The sequence below is a fragment of the Acidobacteriota bacterium genome, assembly GCA_004299485.1.
In the GTDB taxonomy this organism is placed as follows: Bacteria; Acidobacteriota; Terriglobia; order Terriglobales; family SCQP01; genus SCQP01.
The window spans coordinates 24444-46002 of record SCQP01000015.1 but is presented as its reverse complement, the minus strand read 5'-3'; the positions used below and the strand labels follow the sequence as shown (position 1 = coordinate 46002).

General features: G+C 64.1%; 24 protein-coding genes and 1 riboswitch. Of the genes, 6 read left to right on the top strand and 18 right to left on the bottom strand.

From position 1 onward, the window contains the following. The coding region (locus EPN33_11175) for an alpha/beta hydrolase (protein ID TAN21660.1) at nt 1–717 on the bottom strand (717 nt) is incomplete at its 3' end. A 2-nt stretch (nt 718–719) separates the two neighbouring features. Further along, nucleotides 720–1190 (bottom strand): nuclear transport factor 2 family protein, encoded by a 471-nt coding sequence (locus EPN33_11170; protein TAN21659.1) that lies wholly within the window; start codon nt 1188–1190, stop codon nt 720–722. A 118-nt stretch (nt 1191–1308) separates the two neighbouring features. On the opposite strand from EPN33_11170, the gene EPN33_11165 reads away from it, so the two are divergent. Then, nucleotides 1309–2535: a TlpA family protein disulfide reductase gene (locus EPN33_11165; GenBank protein TAN21658.1), complete on the top strand. Its 1227-nt coding sequence runs from the start codon at nt 1309–1311 to the stop codon at nt 2533–2535. Between the two features lie 57 nt (nt 2536–2592). On the opposite strand, the gene EPN33_11160 is transcribed toward EPN33_11165, so the two are convergent. The 13 genes from EPN33_11160 to EPN33_11100 all read right to left on the bottom strand — a co-directional run bounded on the left by EPN33_11160 (nt 2593) and on the right by EPN33_11100 (nt 14275). Beyond that, a complete protein-coding gene (locus EPN33_11160) occupies nt 2593–3021 on the bottom strand; it encodes a phage holin family protein (GenBank protein ID TAN21657.1) in 429 nt (142 codons plus the stop codon). After that, the gene (locus tag EPN33_11155; protein TAN21656.1) at nt 3018–3245 is read right to left on the bottom strand and encodes a hypothetical protein; all 228 of its coding nucleotides are present in this window, start codon (nt 3243–3245) and stop codon (nt 3018–3020) included. The genes EPN33_11160 and EPN33_11155 overlap by 4 nt, the downstream gene beginning before the upstream one ends. A gap of 3 nt (nt 3246–3248) precedes the next feature. Then, a complete protein-coding gene (locus EPN33_11150) occupies nt 3249–3527 on the bottom strand; it encodes a hypothetical protein (GenBank protein ID TAN21655.1) in 279 nt (92 codons plus the stop codon). A gap of 41 nt (nt 3528–3568) precedes the next feature. Continuing rightward, complete coding sequence (locus tag EPN33_11145) at nt 3569–3826, bottom strand: hypothetical protein (protein ID TAN21654.1); 258 nt, start codon at nt 3824–3826, stop codon at nt 3569–3571. Nucleotides 3827–3933: 107 nt separating this feature from the next. Next, nucleotides 3934–4998, bottom strand: coding sequence for a c-type cytochrome (locus EPN33_11140; GenBank protein ID TAN21653.1), 1065 nt, complete (start codon nt 4996–4998; stop codon nt 3934–3936). Nucleotides 4999–5000: 2 nt separating this feature from the next. Then, on the bottom strand, nt 5001–6413 hold the full coding sequence (locus EPN33_11135; protein ID TAN21652.1) for a cytochrome-c oxidase: 1413 nt from the start codon (nt 6411–6413) through the stop codon (nt 5001–5003). Then, the gene (locus tag EPN33_11130) at nt 6410–7225 is read right to left on the bottom strand and encodes a c-type cytochrome (protein ID TAN21651.1); all 816 of its coding nucleotides are present in this window, start codon (nt 7223–7225) and stop codon (nt 6410–6412) included. The genes EPN33_11135 and EPN33_11130 overlap by 4 nt, the downstream gene beginning before the upstream one ends. Before the next feature lie 3 nt (nt 7226–7228). Further along, nucleotides 7229–8452, bottom strand: coding sequence for a hypothetical protein (locus EPN33_11125; protein ID TAN21650.1), 1224 nt, complete (start codon nt 8450–8452; stop codon nt 7229–7231). Next, complete coding sequence (locus EPN33_11120) at nt 8449–9039, bottom strand: DUF3341 domain-containing protein (GenBank protein ID TAN21649.1); 591 nt, start codon at nt 9037–9039, stop codon at nt 8449–8451. Before EPN33_11120 ends, EPN33_11125 begins: the two co-directional genes overlap by 4 nt. Further along, nucleotides 9032–10432, bottom strand: coding sequence for a hydrogenase (locus tag EPN33_11115; protein TAN21648.1), 1401 nt, complete (start codon nt 10430–10432; stop codon nt 9032–9034). Before EPN33_11115 ends, EPN33_11120 begins: the two co-directional genes overlap by 8 nt. A 5-nt stretch (nt 10433–10437) precedes the next feature. Further along, on the bottom strand, nt 10438–13347 hold the full coding sequence (locus EPN33_11110) for a 4Fe-4S dicluster domain-containing protein (GenBank protein TAN21647.1): 2910 nt from the start codon (nt 13345–13347) through the stop codon (nt 10438–10440). Nucleotides 13348–13504: 157 nt separating this feature from the next. Next, nucleotides 13505–14011: a menaquinol oxidoreductase gene (locus tag EPN33_11105; GenBank protein ID TAN21646.1), complete on the bottom strand. Its 507-nt coding sequence runs from the start codon at nt 14009–14011 to the stop codon at nt 13505–13507. Nucleotides 14012–14089: 78 nt separating this feature from the next. Beyond that, a complete protein-coding gene (locus EPN33_11100) occupies nt 14090–14275 on the bottom strand; it encodes a hypothetical protein (protein ID TAN21645.1) in 186 nt (61 codons plus the stop codon). A 237-nt stretch (nt 14276–14512) separates the two neighbouring features. After that, a riboswitch (TPP riboswitch) is annotated at nt 14513–14611 on the top strand. A gap of 53 nt (nt 14612–14664) precedes the next feature. Between EPN33_11100 and EPN33_11095 the strand changes: the two genes are divergently transcribed. From EPN33_11095 to EPN33_11085, 3 genes are read left to right on the top strand one after another with little or no spacing between them, the layout of a single operon-like run. After that, nucleotides 14665–16956 carry a TonB-dependent siderophore receptor gene (locus tag EPN33_11095; protein ID TAN21644.1) on the top strand — a complete coding sequence of 764 codons (2292 nt, stop codon included), beginning with the start codon at nt 14665–14667 and terminating at the stop codon, nt 16954–16956. A gap of 2 nt (nt 16957–16958) precedes the next feature. Next, nucleotides 16959–18080, top strand: a complete 1122-nt coding sequence (locus tag EPN33_11090; protein ID TAN21643.1) for an aminoglycoside phosphotransferase family protein — start codon at nt 16959–16961, stop codon at nt 18078–18080. Next, the gene (locus tag EPN33_11085) at nt 18080–18736 is read left to right on the top strand and encodes a nicotinamide riboside transporter PnuC (protein ID TAN21642.1); all 657 of its coding nucleotides are present in this window, start codon (nt 18080–18082) and stop codon (nt 18734–18736) included. Before EPN33_11090 ends, EPN33_11085 begins: the two co-directional genes overlap by 1 nt. 11 nt (nt 18737–18747) lie before the next feature. Here EPN33_11085 and EPN33_11080 read toward each other — a convergent pair whose 3' ends face one another. From EPN33_11080 to EPN33_11070, 3 genes are all read right to left on the bottom strand, one after another. Then, on the bottom strand, nt 18748–18957 hold the full coding sequence (locus EPN33_11080) for a CopG family transcriptional regulator (protein TAN21665.1): 210 nt from the start codon (nt 18955–18957) through the stop codon (nt 18748–18750). Between the two features lie 537 nt (nt 18958–19494). Further along, entirely contained in the window at nt 19495–19881 is a 387-nt protein-coding gene (locus EPN33_11075; protein ID TAN21641.1) for a hypothetical protein, read from the bottom strand. After that, entirely contained in the window at nt 19878–20072 is a 195-nt protein-coding gene (locus EPN33_11070) for a hypothetical protein (protein TAN21640.1), read from the bottom strand. Before EPN33_11070 ends, EPN33_11075 begins: the two co-directional genes overlap by 4 nt. Nucleotides 20073–20269: 197 nt before the next feature. Here EPN33_11070 and EPN33_11065 point away from each other — a divergent pair, with 197 nt between their 5' ends. Both EPN33_11065 and EPN33_11060 read left to right on the top strand, forming a co-directional pair. After that, nucleotides 20270–21163, top strand: coding sequence for a universal stress protein (locus EPN33_11065; GenBank protein TAN21639.1), 894 nt, complete (start codon nt 20270–20272; stop codon nt 21161–21163). A 62-nt stretch (nt 21164–21225) separates the two neighbouring features. Further along, a complete protein-coding gene (locus EPN33_11060) occupies nt 21226–21552 on the top strand; it encodes a hypothetical protein (GenBank protein ID TAN21638.1) in 327 nt (108 codons plus the stop codon). The last annotated feature ends 7 nt before the right edge of the window (nt 21553–21559 follow it).

The window sequence follows — 21559 nt, the reverse complement described above, 5'->3', positions numbered from 1 at the left end:
AAACATAGCGAGGCCGACGGCGAGGGGGTCGAACATGGACTGCACGCCGGTGAGGATGGTGACATGGTTGCGGCCAGGGACCATAGTCACGTTGGCGTGGCCGCCGCACTGCTTGAGGGCCGCGGCCATGGAATCGGCCTGTTGCGCCGCGCCGGGATAGTCGTGCTCGGCGTACGCAAGGAAAAACGGCGGCGCGCCCGGCGCCACATGTCGCAGCGGCGAGGCGTCTTCCCACACCGCATGTTCGGGTCCAAACACCGGCGCCAGGTAGCCGTCCAGCTCAAAATACGGCGGCAGGTCATAGACGCCGCTGATCGCAATTACGCCGGCGACATCGGCTTCGGGCTGATAGCGCGGATGCACCGCCAGCAGCGCCGCCAAATGCCCGCCCGAGGAATGCCCGCCCAGCAAAATTCCGTCGCTCTGAATGCCGCTCTCGGGGCTGAAGCGCAGCACGCAGGCCGTCGCCGCCGCCACATCCTCAATCGCCGCCGGGTAGGGAAACTCCGGCGCCAGTCGGTGATTGGGCAGCGCCACCGCATAGCCAAAGCCGGCGAGCAGCTCGCCCAGGGCATGGTACTGCTCTTTATCGCCGCCCTGCCATGCGCCCGCATGGACAAAGACCAGCAATCGGGGCGAAGGCTTGTCGGGCAAAAACAAATCCAGTTTTTGCCGGGGATGCTCCCCATAGGCCATGTCGGCCAATACGTGCGCCATGACTAGTGTCCGGTCTCGGTGGTGTGATCGGAGATGATGCGCCAGCCCTCCGGAAACTTCCGCCACAGCAGCGTGAATATGCCTTGCGGATGATCGTTGGCCCGCGCCAGGTGAAAGTGCCCGACGACGTAGGCGTAGCTCCGCCCCAGTAGCGTCACCTGCAAATCCGTGAAGGTCAGCGTGCCCATGGCGGCCCGGTCGGGATAATTCTTGCGGTAATGTTCCCGCACCGTCTCCCAGCCTTTGGTGACGCCGCCGGCGCCAATGAACTCGGTCTCCGGGGATTTCCAGTAGGCCGCCATGAAGCCATCAATGTTGCCCCGGTTCCAGGCTGCCGCTTCCGCCGCCATCTGCTTGCGAATCACCACCGCCGCAGCCGGCGCTGGCTGCGGTTTTACCTTCGCTCTTGTTTTTGCCGCGGGCGCCACTGCCAGTCCCGCCGCCATTGCGCACAGCAGCCAGAAAGAGTGCATGCCCCATGGTATCCTGTAGTTTCATGATTCGCTCGTTCCAGCGCTGTTGTTGTTGCTGATTGCGGCCCGAGCCCTGCCCTCGCTTCTGCGATAGGCTTTTATCCCTTCCGAGGCAATCATGAGACTCCTTTCGGTTCTATTGTTCGCAACTGTTCTCCTTCCGGCGCAGTTGACTGGCGCGGGGCCTGGCGCGGCTGCGCCCCGCCACCCGCTTAACATCCGGCCGGGCCGGGGGCCCCGGCAGCCCCAGCCCGGCCGGGTGTCGCTCACCGGCCTCTGGGTCGGCACGGCCCAGCGCGGCGCCATTACCACCCCAGTCACTCTGCAAGTCACGCAAACCGGTAGTCACATCGAGGCCACATTCCTCAATGGCCCGCAGCACTCACGCGCCTATTCCGGCAGCCTGAACGGCACCACGCTGGAGCTTCAGTTTCCCGACTACGCCAACGCGCTCACCGCGACGGTCGAGCACGGCGTTCTGACGGGCACCTTTGCCGGCTACGCCAAGCCCGAGTTGCTCCGTCTGCGCCAGGTTCCCGACATCGCCGGCAACTGGAGCATTGCCGTGCGTGGCCCCAAAGGTGAAACCGCCTGGAAGCTCCAGGTCGAGCAGAAGGGAACGGCCGTCCAGGCCGTCGTTCTCCGCATCGATGGCGACACCGGCATGCTGTACGGCAGCTTTCACGATGGCGTCTTCACCCTCAGCCACTTCAACGCCGACGGCCCCAACACGCTCACCCTCAGCCTGCTGCCCGACGGCACCCTCCAGGCCGGCCGCTACATTGCCCATCGCGTCGCCGCCACGCCTGCGGCGCCGCAGCCCGCGGTCGATGACCCCCTCCAGCACACCCGCATGGAGCACCCCGACGAGCCCCTGCGCTTCCGTTTTCCCGACCTTGCCGGCCACATCGTCTCCAGCACCGACGCCCGCTTCCGCGGCAAGGTTCTGCTGGTGACGGTGGGCGGAAGCTGGTGCCCCAATTGCCACGACGAAGCCCCCATGCTGGTGTCGCTCTACCACCGCTTCCATGCCCGCGGCCTTGAGATCGTCGATCTCGACTTCGAGGAGGCCGCGCAACTCGCGGATCCCACACGCCTGCGCGCTTTCATCCGCGACTACGCCATCCCCTATCCGGTCCTGCTCGCCGGCATGCCCGACCAGCTCGATCAAAAACTCCCCGGCATCTCCGGTCTGAACTCCTGGCCGACGCTGTTCTTCATCGGCCGCGACGGCTTGGTCAAAGCCATTGACACGGGCTTCGCTGGGCCGGCCACGGGAGCGGCGCACGCGCAGCTCATCGCAGAAACCACCGCACTCGTCCAGCGCCTGCTGGCAGGCCGGTAGGGGAGTATTTCAGTATTTCAGTAGATCAGTATTTCAGTTTTAAGGCTCGGAGGGGAGCTACGCAGCGAGCTTATTCTTCACGTACTTCGTGTCCTCTTCGATGCGCCGGCGCGTGTGCTCCATGGTCGGGATCGCGCCCTTGAGACCCTGCGCCACTGGAATCAGCAGTAGCAGTCCGATCATGGCGTAGCCCACGCCCACAATCAGCAACGCCCAGCGCCAGCTATTCAGGCCGTAGGAGATCACGCCTACGAGCGCCAGGCTCAGCCAGCAGAAGGCAAAAAACAGAAACAGGCCGGCGGTGGCTCCGAGGCCGATCAGCATCTTCATGGAGCGCGACTGTTCCTTCAGCTCCGCGATCGCGAGTTGCACGAGGTCGCGTCCATAGGCGGCGGCCTCGATGAACAGCCCGCGCAGCATATCGAGAGTGGAAGCGTCGGGGTTATCCGATGGATGGGGAGGGATGGGAGGTATGTTGCTGCTCATCGCCGTGGCCTCTGAAATTCATGGAGGGTGTTGTACGCCTGCGCCGCCGGAGTCGTGCGCAAAAGGTTGTAGTTGGCATTGATGCGCGTGCCGCCCCCGATGGAGGCAAAGGCAATCAGCGCCCAGACGATGGCCATCAACCCCAGGCCAAGGATTAACGTCCACTCTCCCGCGGTTTGGCCCACCTGGTCGTATGCGGGCCGGTCATCCCGTCTCTTCGCCATGGCTCAATACCAGTACCCGTGATGGATCACAATCGCGGTAAACGTGATCGCCCAGGCCACGATGGCCAGAATCCAGATCTTCAAATAGATGGGAACCCGTCCACTCCCTTCCTGGAGCCATCCGCCGTAGTCGTGCAGCGGCTCGATCCCCTTGCCGTCATAGTGGCCGTGCTCCCCGCGTCCGCTCAGAAAAATCAGGCACACGAAACTCGCCAGGGCAAAACCCAGCAGCACCGCAAACGCACCGCGCTGGATGATGATCAGATGGCTGAATTGGCCCATCGCCTGACTGGATGCCCGTCAGCTCTGCTGCGTTGCCGTCCTCACGCATAGGCCAGATGCAGCAGGCGTACGAGGAAGTCTGAAAAATAGAGTGCGAACAGTCCAAAGATCAACCACAGCGCCAGCTTTCGCCACAGCCGCGGCCGCGCCGGCACGGCCGTCGCGCCTGCCGCCCGCAGCGGCATCACATTGCCGCGCTTGAGATCGCGGAACTGCCCATTCTGCACCGCCCACGCCAGCACCTCGGCGCTCCCGCCCATCGACAGAATGAAAAGAATCAGCCAAAGATGTAAGGTCATGAAAGTTCTCAGTTCTCAGTTTTCAGTTCTCAGTTCTGTTCTGGACGCCCCGGGTGCGCCTTAGGGCGCAACCGCCTGACTGAAAACTGAAAACTGACAGCTCCTGCTCACCCGCAGCACGGCGTCTTCGGCTCCTTTGGTTGGGTGCGGGGGCAACACTGATACAACTTCTGGATCGTTACCCCGGTCGGCAGCGGAATCGGGCCTTCATACGGCGGCATGGTCAGGCCGGGCTTGCGCGCCGGCTCCAGCGCCGCGTCAATGCCGCTGTCGGCCGCGTTCGAGTCAATATGCTCGCCGATGAATTCGACGGCAATGTAATTCGACACCGCCCAGATCTTGGCCGACTCCAGGTCGTCCTTAAAGAAGGGCATTGCGCTGCCCGTAATCCCGTTCATGATCTGGTAATAGAGCAGGCCGCCCGACCAGGGCTGCCGCTTCAGCAGCGTGAAGTTGAAGGGCTTCGGGTGCAAGTAGCGCGCCGCCGGTCCGTTGCCGTCGCCCACCTCGCCATGGCAGTAGATACACTCCTGCTGATACACAAATTCTCCGCGCGCCAGCTCCTCCGGCGTCGGTGGGTAGGGATTGGGCATGTCGCGCCATTGCGGCGGCACGTGCGCGTTCAGGTACTGCACGTTGTCGTCTTCGCCCTTGGCGTAGGCGGCGATGAGTTTCTGCTTCCAGTAGCGCTGCCGCGCCATGCGCTGATCGGCCAGCTTGTCCCCCAGCGACTGAATGAAGGCAATCAGTTCGGTCATCTGCTGATCGTTCAAGAAGGCGAAATCGGGCATGATCGAAACCGGCCGGGTGTAGCGCGGGTCGGTAAAATGCGCCACATGCCAGTCGTCCGAGTGCATGCCGCCCTCCTGCGCGAGGTCAGGACCGGTGCGCTCCGAGCCCAGCAGATGGGGGCTGTCCTCGATGTAATCGCCCGCCTGCGAAACCCGCATATGTGTATACGTCCAGTCGCTAGGCCGAATGTATTGGGAGTGGCAGCCGATACAGCCGTTGGCGACATAGAGGCTGCGGCCTGCGTTCTCGAGCGGGGTGCGCGGCCGGTAAGTGGCGCTGCCGTGGATGGGTGCGGTGATCGCCGGCAGAAACAGCACCACCGACGACGTGCAGGTGGCGATAATGGCAATACCCAGCGCAACTGTGCGTGGCGTCGCCATTGCTAACGGGCCTCCATGGCGGGCTCGATGTAGTCGCTGGCCAGCGCCAGCTCCTGCGCGCTGCGCTCTTTGTGCAGTTGCACCGTGCGCCAGTAGTTATAGAGCTGAATGGCGGCGCCGACGACGATGAAGCAGCCCAGCATGGCGCGCATGATGTAGTCGTTCATGATCTCCGGCAGTACCCGGTAGACCACCTCGCCGTTGCGCCAGGCGTTGCCCTGTATGAAGCCGGCGTCGTCGAGCACAATCGTGAAGCCCACCATCCCAATGAGCATCAGCCAGTACTGCAGAGATGCCAGCCGTTCGCTCCAAATCTCGCCGTACATCTCCCGCAGCGCGCCGTAGCCGGCGCCGCAGGCGATGAAGCCCGCAAAACCCAGCAGCCCGAGGTGGCTGTGGCCGACCACGACGTTGGTGAAGTGGGTGATCCGCTGCACCGATGGCAGCGACAGCAGTGTCCCTTCCACCGAGGTGAAGAAGTAGAACACCGTTCCGGCAAACACGAACCGCAGCACCACGCTGTCGGGAATCCGCCACCATTTGCCGCGCAACGTCATCCATTGGTTGGTCAGAAAGGCGAAGACCGGAATGAGCAGGCCCACGCTGTTGATCTCGGCCACAAACTTCAGCCAGGCCGGCGCCGGCGCTTCAATCAGATGGTGCGTGCCCACCTGCAGGTAAAAAGCAAAGTAGGGCCAGAAGCCGATCAGGCTGAGGGTGTGGCTGTAGAGCGGCTGATCGCTCTCGCGCGGAATCCAGAAGTAGCACAGCCCCAGCGCCAGCGGCGTGATCCAGGTGCCGAAAATGTTGTGCGCGTAAAACCACGACCACTCCGCATCCACCATGCCATACAGCGCGCCGCTCGGCCTCCACATCACGTTGCCGAGAAAATAGACAATGCAGGTCGCCGCCAGGCCGCCGATCAGGTACCACATGGTGACGTAGATCAAATGCTGTTTGCGCCGCCGCAGGGTCTGCAGCACGTTCCAGGTCAGCATCAGCAGGCAGGCCATAATGATCAGGTCGATTGGCCAGACATATTCGGCGTATTCGTGTGACTGCGTGTAGCCGGCGGCGAGGGTGAAGATGCCCAGGACCACGGACAAGTTCCAGAGCCACATGGTCCAATTGCCCAGGCGCTCGCTGTAGAGTTCGGTGCGGCAGAGGCGGCAGAGGGCGTACAGCATCGCCCCGATCAGCAGCATCGACAAGAACCCGAACACGTTGGTGTTCACATGGATCGGCCGGATGCGGGGAAACAACAGATAGCGCGTCTTCACCAGCTCGGGCGAGACCAGTTCGGTCGCCGCCGTCAGCCCATACACGACTGCCGTCAGAAACCACCAGGCGCCGGACATAATGAAGCGCCGCGCCGTGGCTCCCGGACTGGTGTCTATAAATTTGAACCTGTTCATCGTCCGCCTCCGCCTGCCCCCTGGCCTCTGGCCCCTGCCCCCTTCTTCTTGTTCTTCGGCTTCACCGGCCCGTTCGGCAGCACCACCCACGGCCCGTTCGGGATCTTCGGCACCGGCGTCTCGATCCGCGGCCGCGACGGAAACGCGCCCTGCTCCTGGCCGCGCAGGCGTGCCGGGGGATTGCCCACGATGTGGTAGGCCGGCTCCTGAATCGTCGTCGCCGACGGCGCTTCCGGAATTCCGGAGCCATAGCGCTGGCGCACATAGCCGACAAGCTGATCGCGCTGCGCCTCGCTCAAATAGAGCCGGAACTCATGCCAGCGCGGCCCCAGGCTGGGAGTGGTCGCCATGCCGGAATTGGTGACCATGCCGTTGCTGATGGCCGCAAAAAGCTGGGCATTGGTGCGCTGGGGAACAAGCTGGTTTAAATTCGGGGGCGCCGGGTTGTACTCGAGGCCTGCGGGCGCATCGCCGCGGCCGCTGGCCGCATGGCAGAACTCGCACTGGTCGTGATACAGCTTCGCCCCCAGCGCGGGCGCGTAGGTCACGCGCAGCGGCGGCAGGCCAAAGTCCACGTTGTCGTACCCCATCCCGTCGCGGGGCACGGTTCCGGCAGGCAGTGGAATGCGCGGCGCCTTGCGCGGCCCATAGGTGTAGTTGAAGGACATCTCGTCCTTAAAAAAGCCGACTCCCTGGTAGAGCCACCAACACCCGAACACGGCGGCGATGGCCAGCGCCACTAGCGTGGTCCAGCCAATCTGGCGCAGGTGCTGCTCCTGGGGATCGTCTTCAAATGGGCGCAGGGGGTTCATGGGTTAGTGCCTCACGGGATGCCAGACGAGCGCCTCATGCATCACGGGATCGCGCACCGGGAACAGCGGTACCCGCTTCATCGCCCACAGGTAGCAAAGGCCGTAGGCACCTGCGAAGCCGCAGCTCAAAAACGCCGAGCTGATCAGCGGTGGAAAGCCGTGCTGCCACACCGAAACATCCACCATCAGGTTCTGCTGCAGCCACATCCCGCCCAGCGACAGGCAGGCGATATAGGCAAGCGTCGCCGGCCGGCGCTTATAACTGCGGCTCAGGCCGAAACCGAAGGGCAGGAAAAACGCCAGCGTCAGCGTCACCCACGACAGCGTCACCCAGGGATGCTGCTGCGACAGCCGGATCAGAATATGAATGTCATCCTGGCGGTTCGCGTACCAGAGCGCCATGTACTGCGCCCAGAACTGATAGCCCCAGAAGATGGCGAAGGCGAAGGCGATCAGGCCGGTGTCGTGGAGCACGCCGGCGTCGATGATCTCCTTCAGGCCGAAGCGCCGCCGCCACAGCACCGCCAGCAGTTCCATCATGGCGCAGCCGGCGTACCAGCTCGAGATGAAGAAGAACCAGGGGTAGATGTAGTTGTACCAGCCGATGTAGAGCGAGACGTTGAGGTCCATGCCCAGCACGCCGTACAGGTAGCAGAAGCAGAACGCCAGCAGCACCCAGAGCCGGCTGAGCTGCCGCTGCGCCCGCTTGGCGTCGGCGCTGCCCTTGGCGGTGAGGGCCTCATAGTCGTTGCGCCGGTCGGCCCGCGTCGAGACCAGGAAGAAGTACCAGCTCAGCCACGCCAGAAAGACGAAGATGCCGATGTCGCGCGTCAGCAGCCAGGTGTGGTTCAGCCAGGGCAATTTCACTGGATGGTCCCACCACGTATACAGAACCCTGTGCTCGAACAGCAGCGGAATGAACAACACGGCGCTCAGGATGAGCGGCGCCGCCATGCCTTCGGCGATGCGCTGCAGCGGCCGCGCCCAGCGCGCATTGCAGCCCCGCGTCACCGCCGACCAGACCACGCACGCCTGCGCGATGCCGGTAAAGAAGATGAAATCTCCCAGGTAGCTCAGCCACAGCGCCTGTGGATTGGTGAACAGCAGCCAGAGGAAGGCGAGCACTCCAATCCCCAGCAGGATCCAGAGCGTGACGTACATGTGGCGCGGCGCCGTGCCGCGCAGCTCGGCAATGTGCGCCGGTACAACGAAGGTTTGGGTGCTCACTTTTCTGCTCCCCCCCATTCGACGGGCAGGGCCAGGCGGCCGCGTTCGGGGTTAAAGACCAGCCAACTTTTCTGTGCTCCGCTGCGCTCGAGCCGGCTGCGCAACTCCCCCGCCTCCTCGCGGGCGCAGGCCAGAAAAATACCGTAATGGTCGTGCATGAACTCGGGTCGGTACGCGGCCGGCAGGGTCAGGTGCGGAAACTGGCCCTTCACGAAGCACGCGCCCGTGCATGCAAAGGCGGCGTACAGCACCGTCATTTCAAAGCAAATGCAGATGAACGGCGGCCAGCTCACAATCGGCTTGCCGCCCACCACCAAGGGCCAGTTGCGCGACATCCAGATCGCCATGGCGAAGGCGACGACGACCCCGCCAAAGATGCCCCCCAGCAGCGTCCACAGCCGCACGACGCTAGTGGTCGCCCCCGGCCGCAGCTCGCGCACCGTCTCCTCGTCGGCAAACGGCGAGTAGGCCTCGAACTCGAGGCCCTGGTCGCGCGCCTGCGCCAGTGCCCGCCGCCAGGGATGCTCGTTAGCAAACGACCCCGCCACGCCGCAGAACGGCAGTTGCAGTGTTCTCGTATCAGCCACTGGGCAGCACCTCCTCTTGGGCTGTCTCGGGCCACAGCCCCGCGCCCTTGAAGGCTTCGATCATCCGCCGCCCTTCGATCACATCGCGCTTGACCTCGGCGACCGGCAGCGAGGGCGCAAATTGAATGAAGAGCAAAAACTGCAGCAGGAACCAGCCGAAGCTGCCCGCCACAATGGCGACTTCGGTCCATTGCAGATGCCACAAGCCCCACGAGCCGGGATCGAAGCTGTACGCCAGCGTGGTCACGATCAACACCAGCCGCTCCAGAAACATCCCGATGTTGATCAGAATCGAGATGAGGAACAGGCCCACGAGGCTGCGCCGCACCCGCCGGAAGAAAAACAGCAGCGGGAACAGCACGTTGCAGACGCTCATGATCCAGAACGGAATCCAGTAATGGCCGAACGCCCGCAGCCAGTAGGCGGTCTTCTCGTAGGTGTCGCCCGAGTACCAGGCCACAAAGTACTCGCTGGCGTAGGAGAAGGCCACGATGCTCGAGGTCAGAATGATGAGCTTGGCCAGCGCCTCGCAGTGGTCGATGGTGATGTGCTCTTCGAGATGGAACCAGCTCCGCAGTGGAATGATGAGCGTCAGCACCATCGCCAGGCCGCTGAAGATGGCGCCGGCGACGAAGTAGGGGGGGAAGATCTCCTCATGCCAGCCCGGCAGCAGCGACAGCGCGAAGTCCCACGACACCATGGTGTGCACCGACAACACCAGCGGCGTCGCCAGCCCGGCCAGCAGAATGTAGAGCTTCAGGTACGGCTTGACCTGCCGCAGCGACCCCACCCAGCCCAGCGATAAAATCCCGTAAATCGTCCGCCGCCAGCCGATCGACTGATCCCGGATCTCGGCAAAATCGGGAATCATGCCGAGGTACCAGAAAATCAGGCTAACGGTGAAGTAGGTGGAGATGGCGAAGATGTCGAGGACTAAGGGCGAGCGGAAATTCACCCAGACGTGGCGGTTGTTGGGGTAGGGAAAGACCCAGTAAAAGCGCCACGACCGTCCCAGATGGAGAATCGGAAACAGGCCCGCGGTGGCGATGGCGAAAATCGTCATCGCTTCCGACGCGCGCGAGAACGAGGGCCGGAACTTCGCCCGGAACAGATACAAAATGGCACTGATGAGCGTGCCCGAGTGCGCAATCCCGATCCAGAAGACGAAGCAGGTGATGTACACGGCCCACATCACGGGCCAGGCCAGCCCGCTCACCCCCATGCCCTGATACATCTGCCAGCCCCAGGCCACCCCACCGATCAGCACCAGCAGGCCGCAGAAGCCGGTGCCGATCATCCAGCCCAGCCCGGGCGGGTGCCGCACCGGCCGCAGGATGGTGTGGCTGACCTCGCCTAGAGTGTGTTTCGCCGGCTCGATTTCGTAGGTCAGCATGGGAGTTACGAGGGCCCGTCCCCGTAAGGCTTTTGGCCACCGGGGGCGTTGAGGACGAATTTGGTTTTCTTCTGGTAATGGACTGCGGGGTAGGTATTTTCCTCGGCGAACATGCCGTAGCTGCGGTTGAGCGCCGTCAGCTGCGACACCCGGCTGGCGGGGTCGAGCAAGTCCCCGAAGACGATGGCGTTGGTGGGGCAGGTCTGCTGGCAGGCGGTCTGAATATCACCGTCGCGGATGGCGGTGTGGTTGGTGCGCGCATCGAGCTCCACCAACTGAATGCGCTGCACGCAGAAGGTACACTTCTCCATTACGCCTTTGGCCCGCACCGTCACCAGGGGATTCAACTGCTGGTTCAGCGGCTCCGACCACTGAGGCGTAAACCAGTTGAAGCGCCGGACTTTGTAAATGCAGTTGTTGGAGCAGTAGCGCGTGCCCACGCAGCGGTTGTAGGCCTGGCCGTTCAGCCCCTCATCGGTGTGGTACGCCGCAAACACCGGGCAGACGTACTCGCAGGGCGCGTTGCCGCACTGCATACAGGGCATGGGGATGAAGCGGATGTCGGGATTGATCTCCGTCGCCGGGTGCGCCTGTTCGCCCTCATACTGCTCCACCCGGATCCAGGTCATCTCCCGGTGGGACTGGCAGCCCGAGCGTCCCCAGACGGCGATGTTGTTTTCGGCGTAGCAGGCCGCCTGGCAGGCGTTGCAGCCGATACAGCTCGATAAATCAATCGTCATGCCCCAGCGGTGATTCAGGTAGGGATGGTGGAAGTGGTAAAAGCTGTCGGGCCCCACCGTTTCCCGCGCCGCCGCGCTCTCGGCCTCGGCCACCGTCACCGCCAGGGCAATGTTTTTGTCAAACTGATTGCGCTCCGGCTGCAGGTTGGCGAGCGCCCGCGTCCGGCCGGTGTGCTCGAGCGTGACCTTCACCGTCTGCGGCGCCCAGACGCCATCGGTGCTATCCGCGCCTTGCAGCGGATGCGGCGATTCGCCCGCGCCATTGGCGAACATGCCGAAGTCGGTGTGTCCCTGGCCCAGCATCACGCCCACGCAGTCCTCGCGGATCCAGGTGGTGACGTACAGCGAAAAATTCGCGGCTCCATGCGGCGACACGATGCGGACGACGTCGTTGGGCTTGAACCCGAGGCGCGCGGCGGTTTTGGGATGGAGCTCGCACCAGGGGTCCCAGGCGATCTTGCTCATGGGCTCGGCAATCTCCTGCGCCCACTGGCGGTTGGCCTGCCGCCCGTCATAAAACTGCACGCTGGGAAACACAACCAAATAGAACTCGCCCGTCCCGTCAAACTCTGTCCTCGCGGCAAGTTCTGCGCCCGCCGGCGGATGCCTGATGGCTGATGGCTGATAGCTGACCGCCGCGGCCGCCGGCTCGCTAACCCCCTTCCGCAGCCGTGCATCCCACGTGAGCGCCCCCGGCTTCCCCGCCCACGCCGCCTCGATCGCGGCGTGCGTTTTGCCCTCGCCGCCCAGCAGTACGTCGCCAGTCTGCCGCGTCTCATACAGCGGAATCCGCTGCGGCTGGATCATCCCCGCCACATCCCCGCGCGGAGCGTAATCCCCCCAGGCTTCCAGAAAGTGATGATCCGGCAGCACCAGATCGGCGAACTTCGTGGTCTCGTCCCTCCAGCTCGCAAAGCTGACCTTGAAAGGCACCTGGTACAGCCCCGAAAGAATCACCGGATGGTGAAAGGCCGGGTTGGCATGGTGCAGCAGCAACAGCCGCGTCCTATTGCCGGGCGCGAAGACATCGAGCACCTGCTTCTGGGTCGCGCACAGGGTCAGGGCGTGCGGCTCGTCGGGGATCACCGTAGTTCCGGTATTGCCCAACAGGTCGTTGAGCGCGTTCACCGCCAGCCAGGTGGAAACTGCGCCGCGATTGTCGGTCTGATAGCCCGTGCCCAGCACCAAGGACGGATGGGCATCGACCAGCCGCAGCGCCGCCTCGGCAATCAGCCCGGCATCGACCCGGCTCTGATGCGCCGCCGCCGGCAGGCTCACCTGCGGCCCCTGGAGCGGCTTGCCCAGCCGCCGCGCCACTTCGCCCGCCAGCGCCCACGCCAGGATCGGCTCGCTGCCCGGCTGGGCAGGCCACCACTGATCGGCATTGGCCGCGGTGAGCGACAGCCGCGGGCCCACGGCGGTGAAGTGGGCCGGCGTCGGCGTATGCCCAAAGCTGTGCATGGCGGCGAAATCGCCGGCAAACTCGACGTTAGAGAGCCAGGTCTCGAGAAACTCCGCCCCAAAGCTGACGAGACACCGCGCGCGCTCGAGGTGGTAGCGGGGAATCACCGGCTTGCCGTAACTGATCGCCATTGCCGCGCGCAGCGCATCGGGGCACAGGTATTCGTAGTACAGCGGCCCCAGCGCCCCCTGCCGCTTCAGCCACCCCCGGATGATGCCGTCGAGCGTGCCGCTTTCGAGCTGTCCCAGCCAAACGATATCGCCGCCACGCCCTTCGGCTTGGACCTTTGCCAACTCCGCGTCGAAGCGCGCGAGCGCGGTTGGCCAATCGGTGGGCCGCAGTTGGCCGTGCGCATCGCGCAGCATCGGCTGCCGGAACCGGTCGGGGTTATAGAGGCCCTCCACCGCCGTCTGTCCGCGCAGGCAGAGCTTGCCCCGGTTCACCGGATGATCCGGATTCCCCTCGCACTTGCTGGGCCGCCCCGTGTTCACCCGCACCACCATGCCGCAGCCCGCGGGGCACTCGCGGCAGGTGGAGGCGAACATCTGCGGCTTGCCCGGAATCGCCCGCGGATCGGGCGCGAGTAGCGGCAAAATCCGCTCTGGCGGCCGCACCGCGCACGCTGTTACCGACGCTGCGGCGCCCGCCGCCCCCAGCGTCTTGAGGAACGTGCGCCGATTCGGTGGTGCGATCTGGATGAGGTCGCCGGCCATAGGGAGTCTCAATGGTGGCAAGCGGCGTTTACGGGCGCGGGTCCCTGCGCGGCGATGCCGCGCCGCCCGCTTGTGCTCGCGCCGGGTTGGGGACCCCGTGCGCCCCAACCCGGCGCTGCGCGGTGAATGTAGAGGGCTGGGGTTTTCATATGGGTTCTCAGTGGTGGCAGGCGCCGAAGCAGTCCGTGCGGGCGGCCATGGCGCGGTGACAGGTAATGCAGGTGTTCATATTGAAATCGGTGACCTCGCGCACCCGGTCCATGCTGCCCACGCTGCCGTGGCAGGCCTGGCATTGAATCCCGGCCGCGATATGGGGCTGATGAGTGAAGCGGACGTAATCGGGCAGCCAGTACACCCGCTTCCAGGGGATTGGAATCTGCTCCCGCCAGTAGGCGTGCAGCTTCTGAATCTGCGGATACTGCGGAATGATCACCCGGTGGCAGCCCATGCATTTCATCACGCTGGGTATGCCCGCAAACGTCGAGCGGGGCGCGTCCAGATGGCAGAAGGCGCACTGAATGCCGCGCTCGAAGTGAATCTGGTGGCTGAAATCAATGGGCTGCTGCGGCGCCGCCCGGTAGGGTAAATCCTGCAAAAAGTAGACCCACAGGAAGGCGCAGAACAGCAGCGACACTACTACCGCCAATGCGCGCAGCCGGAACACAGGGGCTTAGTTGCTGCACCGGAGTACGGAGTTGCTGGCCGGAGCGGGATGGTGGGCTGGATGATGAGCTATTAGCTATTAGCTATTGGCTATTGGGAGAGCCGGCGCTGGCCGATTCAGCGGGTCAGCGGGTCGGGCGCGAAGCTCGCGTCTATAACGGTAGCGGAACTGTAGCAGCCTTCTCACCGTCATCTCAGGGCCCGTGTTCCTCGATCGGATGCGCGACAGATTCGCACTCCGGCGAGCCTGGGAAATCGTGTCCACGCCCCGGCATTGTACAAAAGTCCTGTGCCGCAGCACAAGCGCCCGATTAATACGCGCAAACTTAGGACGCTTTGGCTAACCAAAGCGACCCCCAATTTTTGAGGAACGCGCCCCGTTGAACCTGCCGCCGCACGGTTTCCGCCGCGGCCTCGCGCTGTGTCACCCCGCAACCCGCCGCTCGCAACCTCTCACCAACCGCCCTGTTTGCAGACGCCGTGCCGACGTGCTTCAATGGAAGACAGGAAACAGGGGTGCTCCACCGAGCCGTGGGGCTGAGATGATACCCTCGAACCCGATCCGGATAATACCGGCGTGGGGAGCGTTCGCTAACCGAGAGGCCATTTTCAGCTTGCCGAGCCCAGGCTCCTGGTTTCTGGAGGAGACAGGCCATGATGTCGCGCTGCTCGCAAGCCGCAGTTTTGGCGGCGCTGCTCGGTTTCGCGGTTGCTGCCCGCGCGCAAACCGCAACCAGCACCAAAGCCAAAAAGATCACGATTTCGATTACGGTCAAGGCGCGTGCCGACGGCAACTACCTGCCCGCGAAGGTCACGTCGGGCGTACTGGGCGCGCAGCCGCTCGAGAAGGCGCCGCTGTCAGCCACCGCGGTGACGCGCGCGGTGTTGAGCGGGCAGCAGGCGCGGCTGCTCTCGGATCTGGCCGCCAACGACGCTTCGGTGAACGATGACTACGTGCCGGTGGGCTACTACGGCGTGTACACGATTCGCGGTTACCCGATCGATCTGGCCACCGGCCTCGCCGTCAATGGCATGACCATCGCCGGCGAGCAGGATGTGCCGCTGGAGAACAAACAGCAGGTGGATTTTCTGCATGGCCTGGCAGGCGTGGCGAACGGCGTGGCCGCAGGCGCAGGCACGATCGATTACGTCACCAAGCGGCCAGCCGACATTGGCGCCGTCGATCTGGCTACCGACGGCTTCGGCACTGCCTACCTGGCCGGGGACTTTGGGCACCTGTTTGGCCGGCGGCAGCAGTTCGGGCTGCGGGTGAACCTGGCCGAAGAGCGGCTCGAGACCTATATGCAGGGCACCGGCGGCTGGCGCCGCATGGGCGCGCTCGCGCTGGACTGGCGGCTGTCGCCGCGCGCCACGCTGGAAGGCGATTTTGAGGCGCAGCGCAAAACCGAAGCCGACGGCAGCGGCTACCAGTTGCTGGGCGGCACCACTTTGCCCGATCTGCATCGCCTCTCGCCCGCAACCATGCTGGGCAGGCAGACGTGGGCGCCGCCGAATACCTACGACACCTTCAATACCAGCCTCCGCCTGAATCTGGCGCTGGCTCCCAACTGGACGGCATCGGCCGCCGCCAGTCTGAGCCAGTCGCTGATTCAGGACAACGTCATCTACGCCTACGGTTGCGGCTACGAGGCGGCGTGCGCGCAGTCGCCGGCGTTCTTTTTTGCTCCCGACGGAAGCTACGACGTTTACGATTACCGCAACCCCGACGAGCGTCGGGTCGATGCCGAAACCGAAGGCATGGCGTCGGGCATCGTGCGCACCGGTCCGATCACGCAATTTGTGACCGCGGGCGGCGAGCTGTTCGTGCGCACGGTGCGCATGCCTGGTTTTGCCTCCCGCAGCAGTCCGGTTTCGCCGGACGGCGTGGTGCAGAACGGGCCGGTCTACACCTATCTCGGCTCGGAGAATATCTACCAGCCCATCGTGCCCTATCCCATCGAGACGCCGGTGCAGAGCGCCGGTCCGGAGCGGTTGTGGCAGGACAGCCGGCAATCGTCCCTGGTCATGCAGGACCGGGTCCAGCTTCCCGGGGGCGTGCAGGTTATCGCCGGCGGACGCTACGATGCACTCCGCGACCACAACTTCTCCGCCTGGGCATCCTGCGCCAGCGCCGCCAATCTCGATGCGGCGACGGCGCCCGTGCCCAACCCCTGCGCGCCGGTTTTCACCGACCGACCCGTCTGGCTGCCTCAGTACGCAGTTACCTGGAGTCCGGCCCAAAACCTCATGTTTTACACGAACTATGCGGCTACGCTTTCGCTCGGTCCGCAGGCGCCCTGGTGGGCCGCCAACGCCAGCCAGTTCCTGGCTCCCTATTTCACGCGCCAATTCGAGATCGGCGCCAAGTATCAGCCGGCATCGCGACTCTTGCTGAGCGCCGATATATTCCATATGCAGGCGCCGTTCTTTTATCCCAAAGCCGCGGCCGCGGCTGCGGGCAATCTTTACTTCGAGCAGCAGGGAAGGGAAACGCACAACGGCCTGGAGCTAAACGCGCAAGGCCGGGCGGCGGACTGGCTGCGGCTGCTGTCGTCCACGGCGGTGACGAGCGCGGTTGCGCACGATACCGGCACCGCCGCCTTTAATGACCGGCAGGTAATCAACGTGCCCCGCTTTCGCACGACCGTCTTTGCCGAGGTGAGCCTGTCGCGCCTGCTTGCAGGCCTGGAAGTGCTGCCGGGCTGGAGCTATACGAGTTCCAAAGCGGCGCTGCGCGACGATGCGGTGACCGTCCCGGGCTATGCGCTCTTCAACCTCGGCGTGAGCTATACGCCGCGCGGTGAAAGCCGCGCGACGTTTCGCGTCTGGGTGTCAAACCTCGCCAACAAGAAATATTGGGCGGATACCGGCACGAATTACGGAGATTCGTTCCTCTGGCTGGGCGCGCCGCGCTGGATTAAAGCCTCGGTGCACTACAACTTTTAGCCATGACTCCCGTTTTAGCCCACGGAATGGAGGGATCGCTGGTCGCGCCGGACTGGCCTGCGCTCACGATTGCGGAACTGCGGCCGCTGCTGGCCGCCTATCCGGATGCTGGCGAGCCGGATGCAATTACCTTCGCCAGCCCGCGGCCGTTCTCGGCGGCGGCGGTGGTGCGCTGCACGCATGGTTCTGTGTTTGTGAAGCGGCATGCGCGCAGCATCCGCGATTGCGAGGGACTGGGCGAGGAGCATCGCTTCCTCGCCTATCTGCACGAACACGGCGCTCCGGTGCCGCGCGTGCTGGCCAACGCCGATGGCGAAACCGCGGTGGAAGCCGGACCGTGGACCTACGAAGTGCAGGAATGCGCTGCAGGCATGGACCTGTACCGGGACGCGTTCTCCTGGACGCCGTTTAATAGTGCGGACCATGCTCACGCGGCGGGTGCAGCGCTGGCGCGGCTGCATCTGGCCGCGGCGGGATTTGCAGCGCCGCCGCGCAAGCCGCGGCCGCTGGTCGCGAGCTGCAGCATTTTTGCCGGCGGCGATCCGGCAGCGGGTCTGGAAGCTTATCTCGACGCCCGCCCCTTGCTTGCGCATCATGCCGGTGTGCGGCGTTGCGCTGCCGAGGCGTTGAAGCTGCTCGAACCGTTCTACGCCGAGCTGCAGCCTCTGCTGCCGCACCTGACACCGCTGTGGACGCACAACGACCTACACGCCTCAAACCTGTTCTGGAGCGGCGCCGGCGCCCAGGCGCACCCCGTCACCATCATTGATTTCGGGCTGGCGGACCAGACCTACGCGGTACATGGCCTGGCCCACGCCATCGAGCGCAATATCGTCGAGTGGCTTTCGTTGCCCCGCGAACCTGCGGTGCATTTCGATCACCTCCAGGCGCTGCTGAGCGGCTACGCGTCGGTCCGGCCTCTGACGCGCGCGGAGAGGGCCGCGCTGGCGCCCATGATGGCGCTTTGCCATGTCGAAGTCGCGCTGTCGGAGGCGGATTATTTTCTCCGCCTGCCCGGCGAAAGCCGAGCACGCCTCGCCTACGAAGGCTGGCTGCTGGGCCACGCGCGCTGGTTTGCGGGCGCGGCCGGCGGGCGGCTATGCGACTACTTACGGAGCCACTAATGACGCCACTCCTCGACTACTTGCGCACTCATGGGCTGGAGCTGGCCGGCGTGATCTCGACCGTGCTGGGCATCTGGCTCACCACCCAGCGCCGCTTGCTGTGCTGGCCCGTGGTCCTGGTTGCCGACGTCATTTATCTGGAGGTCTTCTACCGCGCCCGGCTTTTTTCTGACGCGCTGCTGCAGGCGCTGTTCGTCGTCTTCACCCTCTACGGCTGGTGGCACTGGTGGCGCGGCGCCCGTGACGACGGCGAAATTGCGGTTGTGCCGCTCGGCAAGCGCGGAAGGATCGGCGGACTGCTGGCCGGCGCCGCGGGCGCGGTGGTGCTGGCGCAAGTGATGGTGCGCGTGGGTGCGGCACTGCCCTGGCTCGATGCAACGCTCGCCAGCTATAGCCTGGTGGCGACGTGGTGGGCGGCGCGCAAGCACATCGCCAACTGGTGGCTCTGGATTGCCGTGGATGTGATCTACGTCGGTGAATATGTCTACAAAGGTCTGCAGGCGACCGCGGTGCTGTATGCAGGGCTGGTGGCGTTGGCGATTCTGGGCGTGAGAGAGTGGCGCCGCGCAGCGCAGGAGGCTCAGGCGCAGGGTGCGGGCGGTAGCGGAGCGGGGATGGCACGGTCAGCCGTTGAGAAGAACCGGCAATGCCTATGAGCGCCGAACTTTTAATGGTGGCGGTCCTGTTCAGCCAGGTGGCGGCGATCCAGAGCGTCGCGGAGCAGAGTCTTGATTACGGCTTGGCGGCTGACGTTCAGCATCGCAGCTTCCCGGTCCAGCTCACGCAACATAGGAGCGGTGAAATCAACATTCACGCGCCGGACGACGGTAAAGTTGTTTGTGAAGTGAGCGGAAATATCCTCTCCACGATCAGCCATTTCTGCAATTCTTTCCGCATCGATTGGCTTAGATGCTTTCGGCATACTGTCTCCTTTCCTCTTTGGTTGCGGGCCACAAGTGACCAAGTGATAGAACTCGCCAGCGCTGTCCGTGCGAATCTCGTAGATCACGCTATACAACTTGCCCGCTACCCACCCGATAGCGCGCCATTGTTCGGGAGCATCACAACGACGGTCGAAAATGTGGTCGCCGTCGAACAGCACCTGTACTTCCTCAAAGCCAATGCCGCGCTTCGGATTTGCCCGCAGAGTCGTGCTCTTTACGGGATCAAAGCGAAAGCGCATGTATAACAGTTATATATTTTCGCATCAAAGTGCAAGTCCCTAACCGTATTGAGCCACTACGGGGGACGGCTGAATTTGATTCTGCGAAGCAGTTCATCCGCGAAGAAGTCAGTTCGGGTGCCAGGCAAGCTTTTTGCCGTGGAGGCTCTCTGGAGTCCCGCGCCCACGTCACTGTCCGGTGAAGAAATTCGACTCGGTCGAAACCGTTTACGATCTCGGGCTAGGCTGCCCTCAGGAACAGGGAATCCAGCGCGGGCGCCAGCGGCAGAGGACGGCAGAGGCGAGCAGCAGCCAGACGGGAAAGTAAAACAGGCCGTCCCAGGAGAAAAACATCCAGATGGCGCGGTAGCTGAGCAGCAACAGGCCGGCGATCTGGAACACCAGCGCTACTTTCTCAATTGCGAACCAATGCACGATTTCCCCACCCTGGCACGTGACCTGGAGGAACTCGAAGGCGAGGCCGACGGCGGCCATGCCGCAGGCAATCACCGGCGCCAGCAGCAGCAGCGTGATGCCAAGGCCGTGGTCCGGAACCCAATGGCGCACGGAAGTGGCCGAAATCCAGATGGCGGTGGTCATGGCGATCATCGCCAGTCCCAGGCGGGTGCGCACGCTCATGCCCGGTCCTCCGGGTCCGGCCGCGACCAGTAATGCGCTACCAGGTTCATGAGCGCGACCGCAATCGCCGCCACCAGAAACACATGGAAGTAGTTGCCCGTCAATTGCAGCCAATAGAACAGCAGCACCCACAGTCCCAGCAAACCACCAGCGGTGATCCACAAGACGCGGCGTGCCGTGACCAGGCTCACAACGGCAGAGATGATGAACGCGGGAGTGGCGTTGCTCCCAGCGACTGCGGGCTTTCACCCAATCTGGGGCAATTGTCCCAGCGGCTGCCTGCGCAAAGCGTTGAAACCGCAGCATTTTGCACTGGCCCCAAAACTGCAACCTTCTCAGCGGGAGGAAGCAAGCGGCGCCCCGCGGTGGGGTCAAAGGAGAGCTACCGATGAAAGTTGCAACACAGCCGGAAGCCGCGATGCAGCGCGTCGCGATCCGAAACATTCTGGTGCTGACGGATTTCTCGCAGCGCTCCGAGGCCGCGCTGGGCTATGCCGCCAGGTGGGCGCGCAAGCTCGGCGCCATGCTGCACATCGCCTATTTCATCCGCCCCACCAGCTATGCCCTGGCCTGGGACGTTTACGGCCCGGTGATGGAAAAAGTCTGGGAAGACGGCCGCGCCGGCCTGGCGGCGATTGACGCCAGCCCCGAGCTGAAGGACGTGCTGCACGCCACCTACCTGAATCCGGGTGAAATTCACGATGGTCTCGACGAGTTGATTGCCGCGCAAAAGGTCGATCTGGTCGTCCTGGCCAGCGCGGCCCGCACCGGTCTGGGCAAGGTGCTACTGGGTTCGACGGCGGAGTCGGTGTTTCGCACCGCGCCTTGCCCGGTGCTGATGCTGGGGCCAAACGCACAACCAGGGGAACCGGCGCACAGGCCGCAGACGCTGCTGTTCGCGGCCGATTTTGGACCGGCCACGGCCCGCGCCCACGGCTTCGCCTTCTCACTGGCGCAGGAGCTGCAGGCGCGTTTGTATCTGCTCCACGTGCTGGCCGCGCCCGGAGGCAACACGGCGCCGCCGGCGCGGGAGATTGAGACCGCCGAGCGGCAATTGCGGGCGCTCGTGCCGCCTGTAGCAGAAAGCTGGTGCGAGCCGGTTCCCCTGGTCAAGGCGGGTGAGCCGGCTGCGGAAATCATCAAGGCGGCAGGCGAAGTGGGGGCGGACGTAATCGTGCTCGGCGCCCGCCGGCCGCCGCGCTTATCGGTGTATACCGGCTGGGCTAATGCCTACACCGTATTGCACAATGCTCCGTGCCCGGTGCTCACTGTACGCGAGTAGGAGCCGAGCGATGGGTTTCGATTGCGGCGCCCGCGGGCGCGCGCCGCTGGGAGGGGAGGAGAATGACGCAAGTTAGGACATTTCATTTCGACCGCGAGCAGATGCGGAGTGCCTTTGCCTATGCGGTCGATGACGTGATGCGGGAAGTTCGCTTTCACGTAGCGGGACTGGTGCACGACCGCTGCTGGCACCGGCATCTGAGCTGGCCGATGCACGACGTGCAGCACTGCTTCGATTGCGCGGGGAGCTGGCGCTATGATTCCCAGCGGATGCAGCGCAGCGGGCGGCTGCCGATATTGCCGCGTGCGCGTAGGGGAAACGTGCTGAGCTGGCCCAACACTCACTTGGGAGGACCGGAGTCACAGGCACCGGTGCGGCGAGCGGGATAGGATGGAA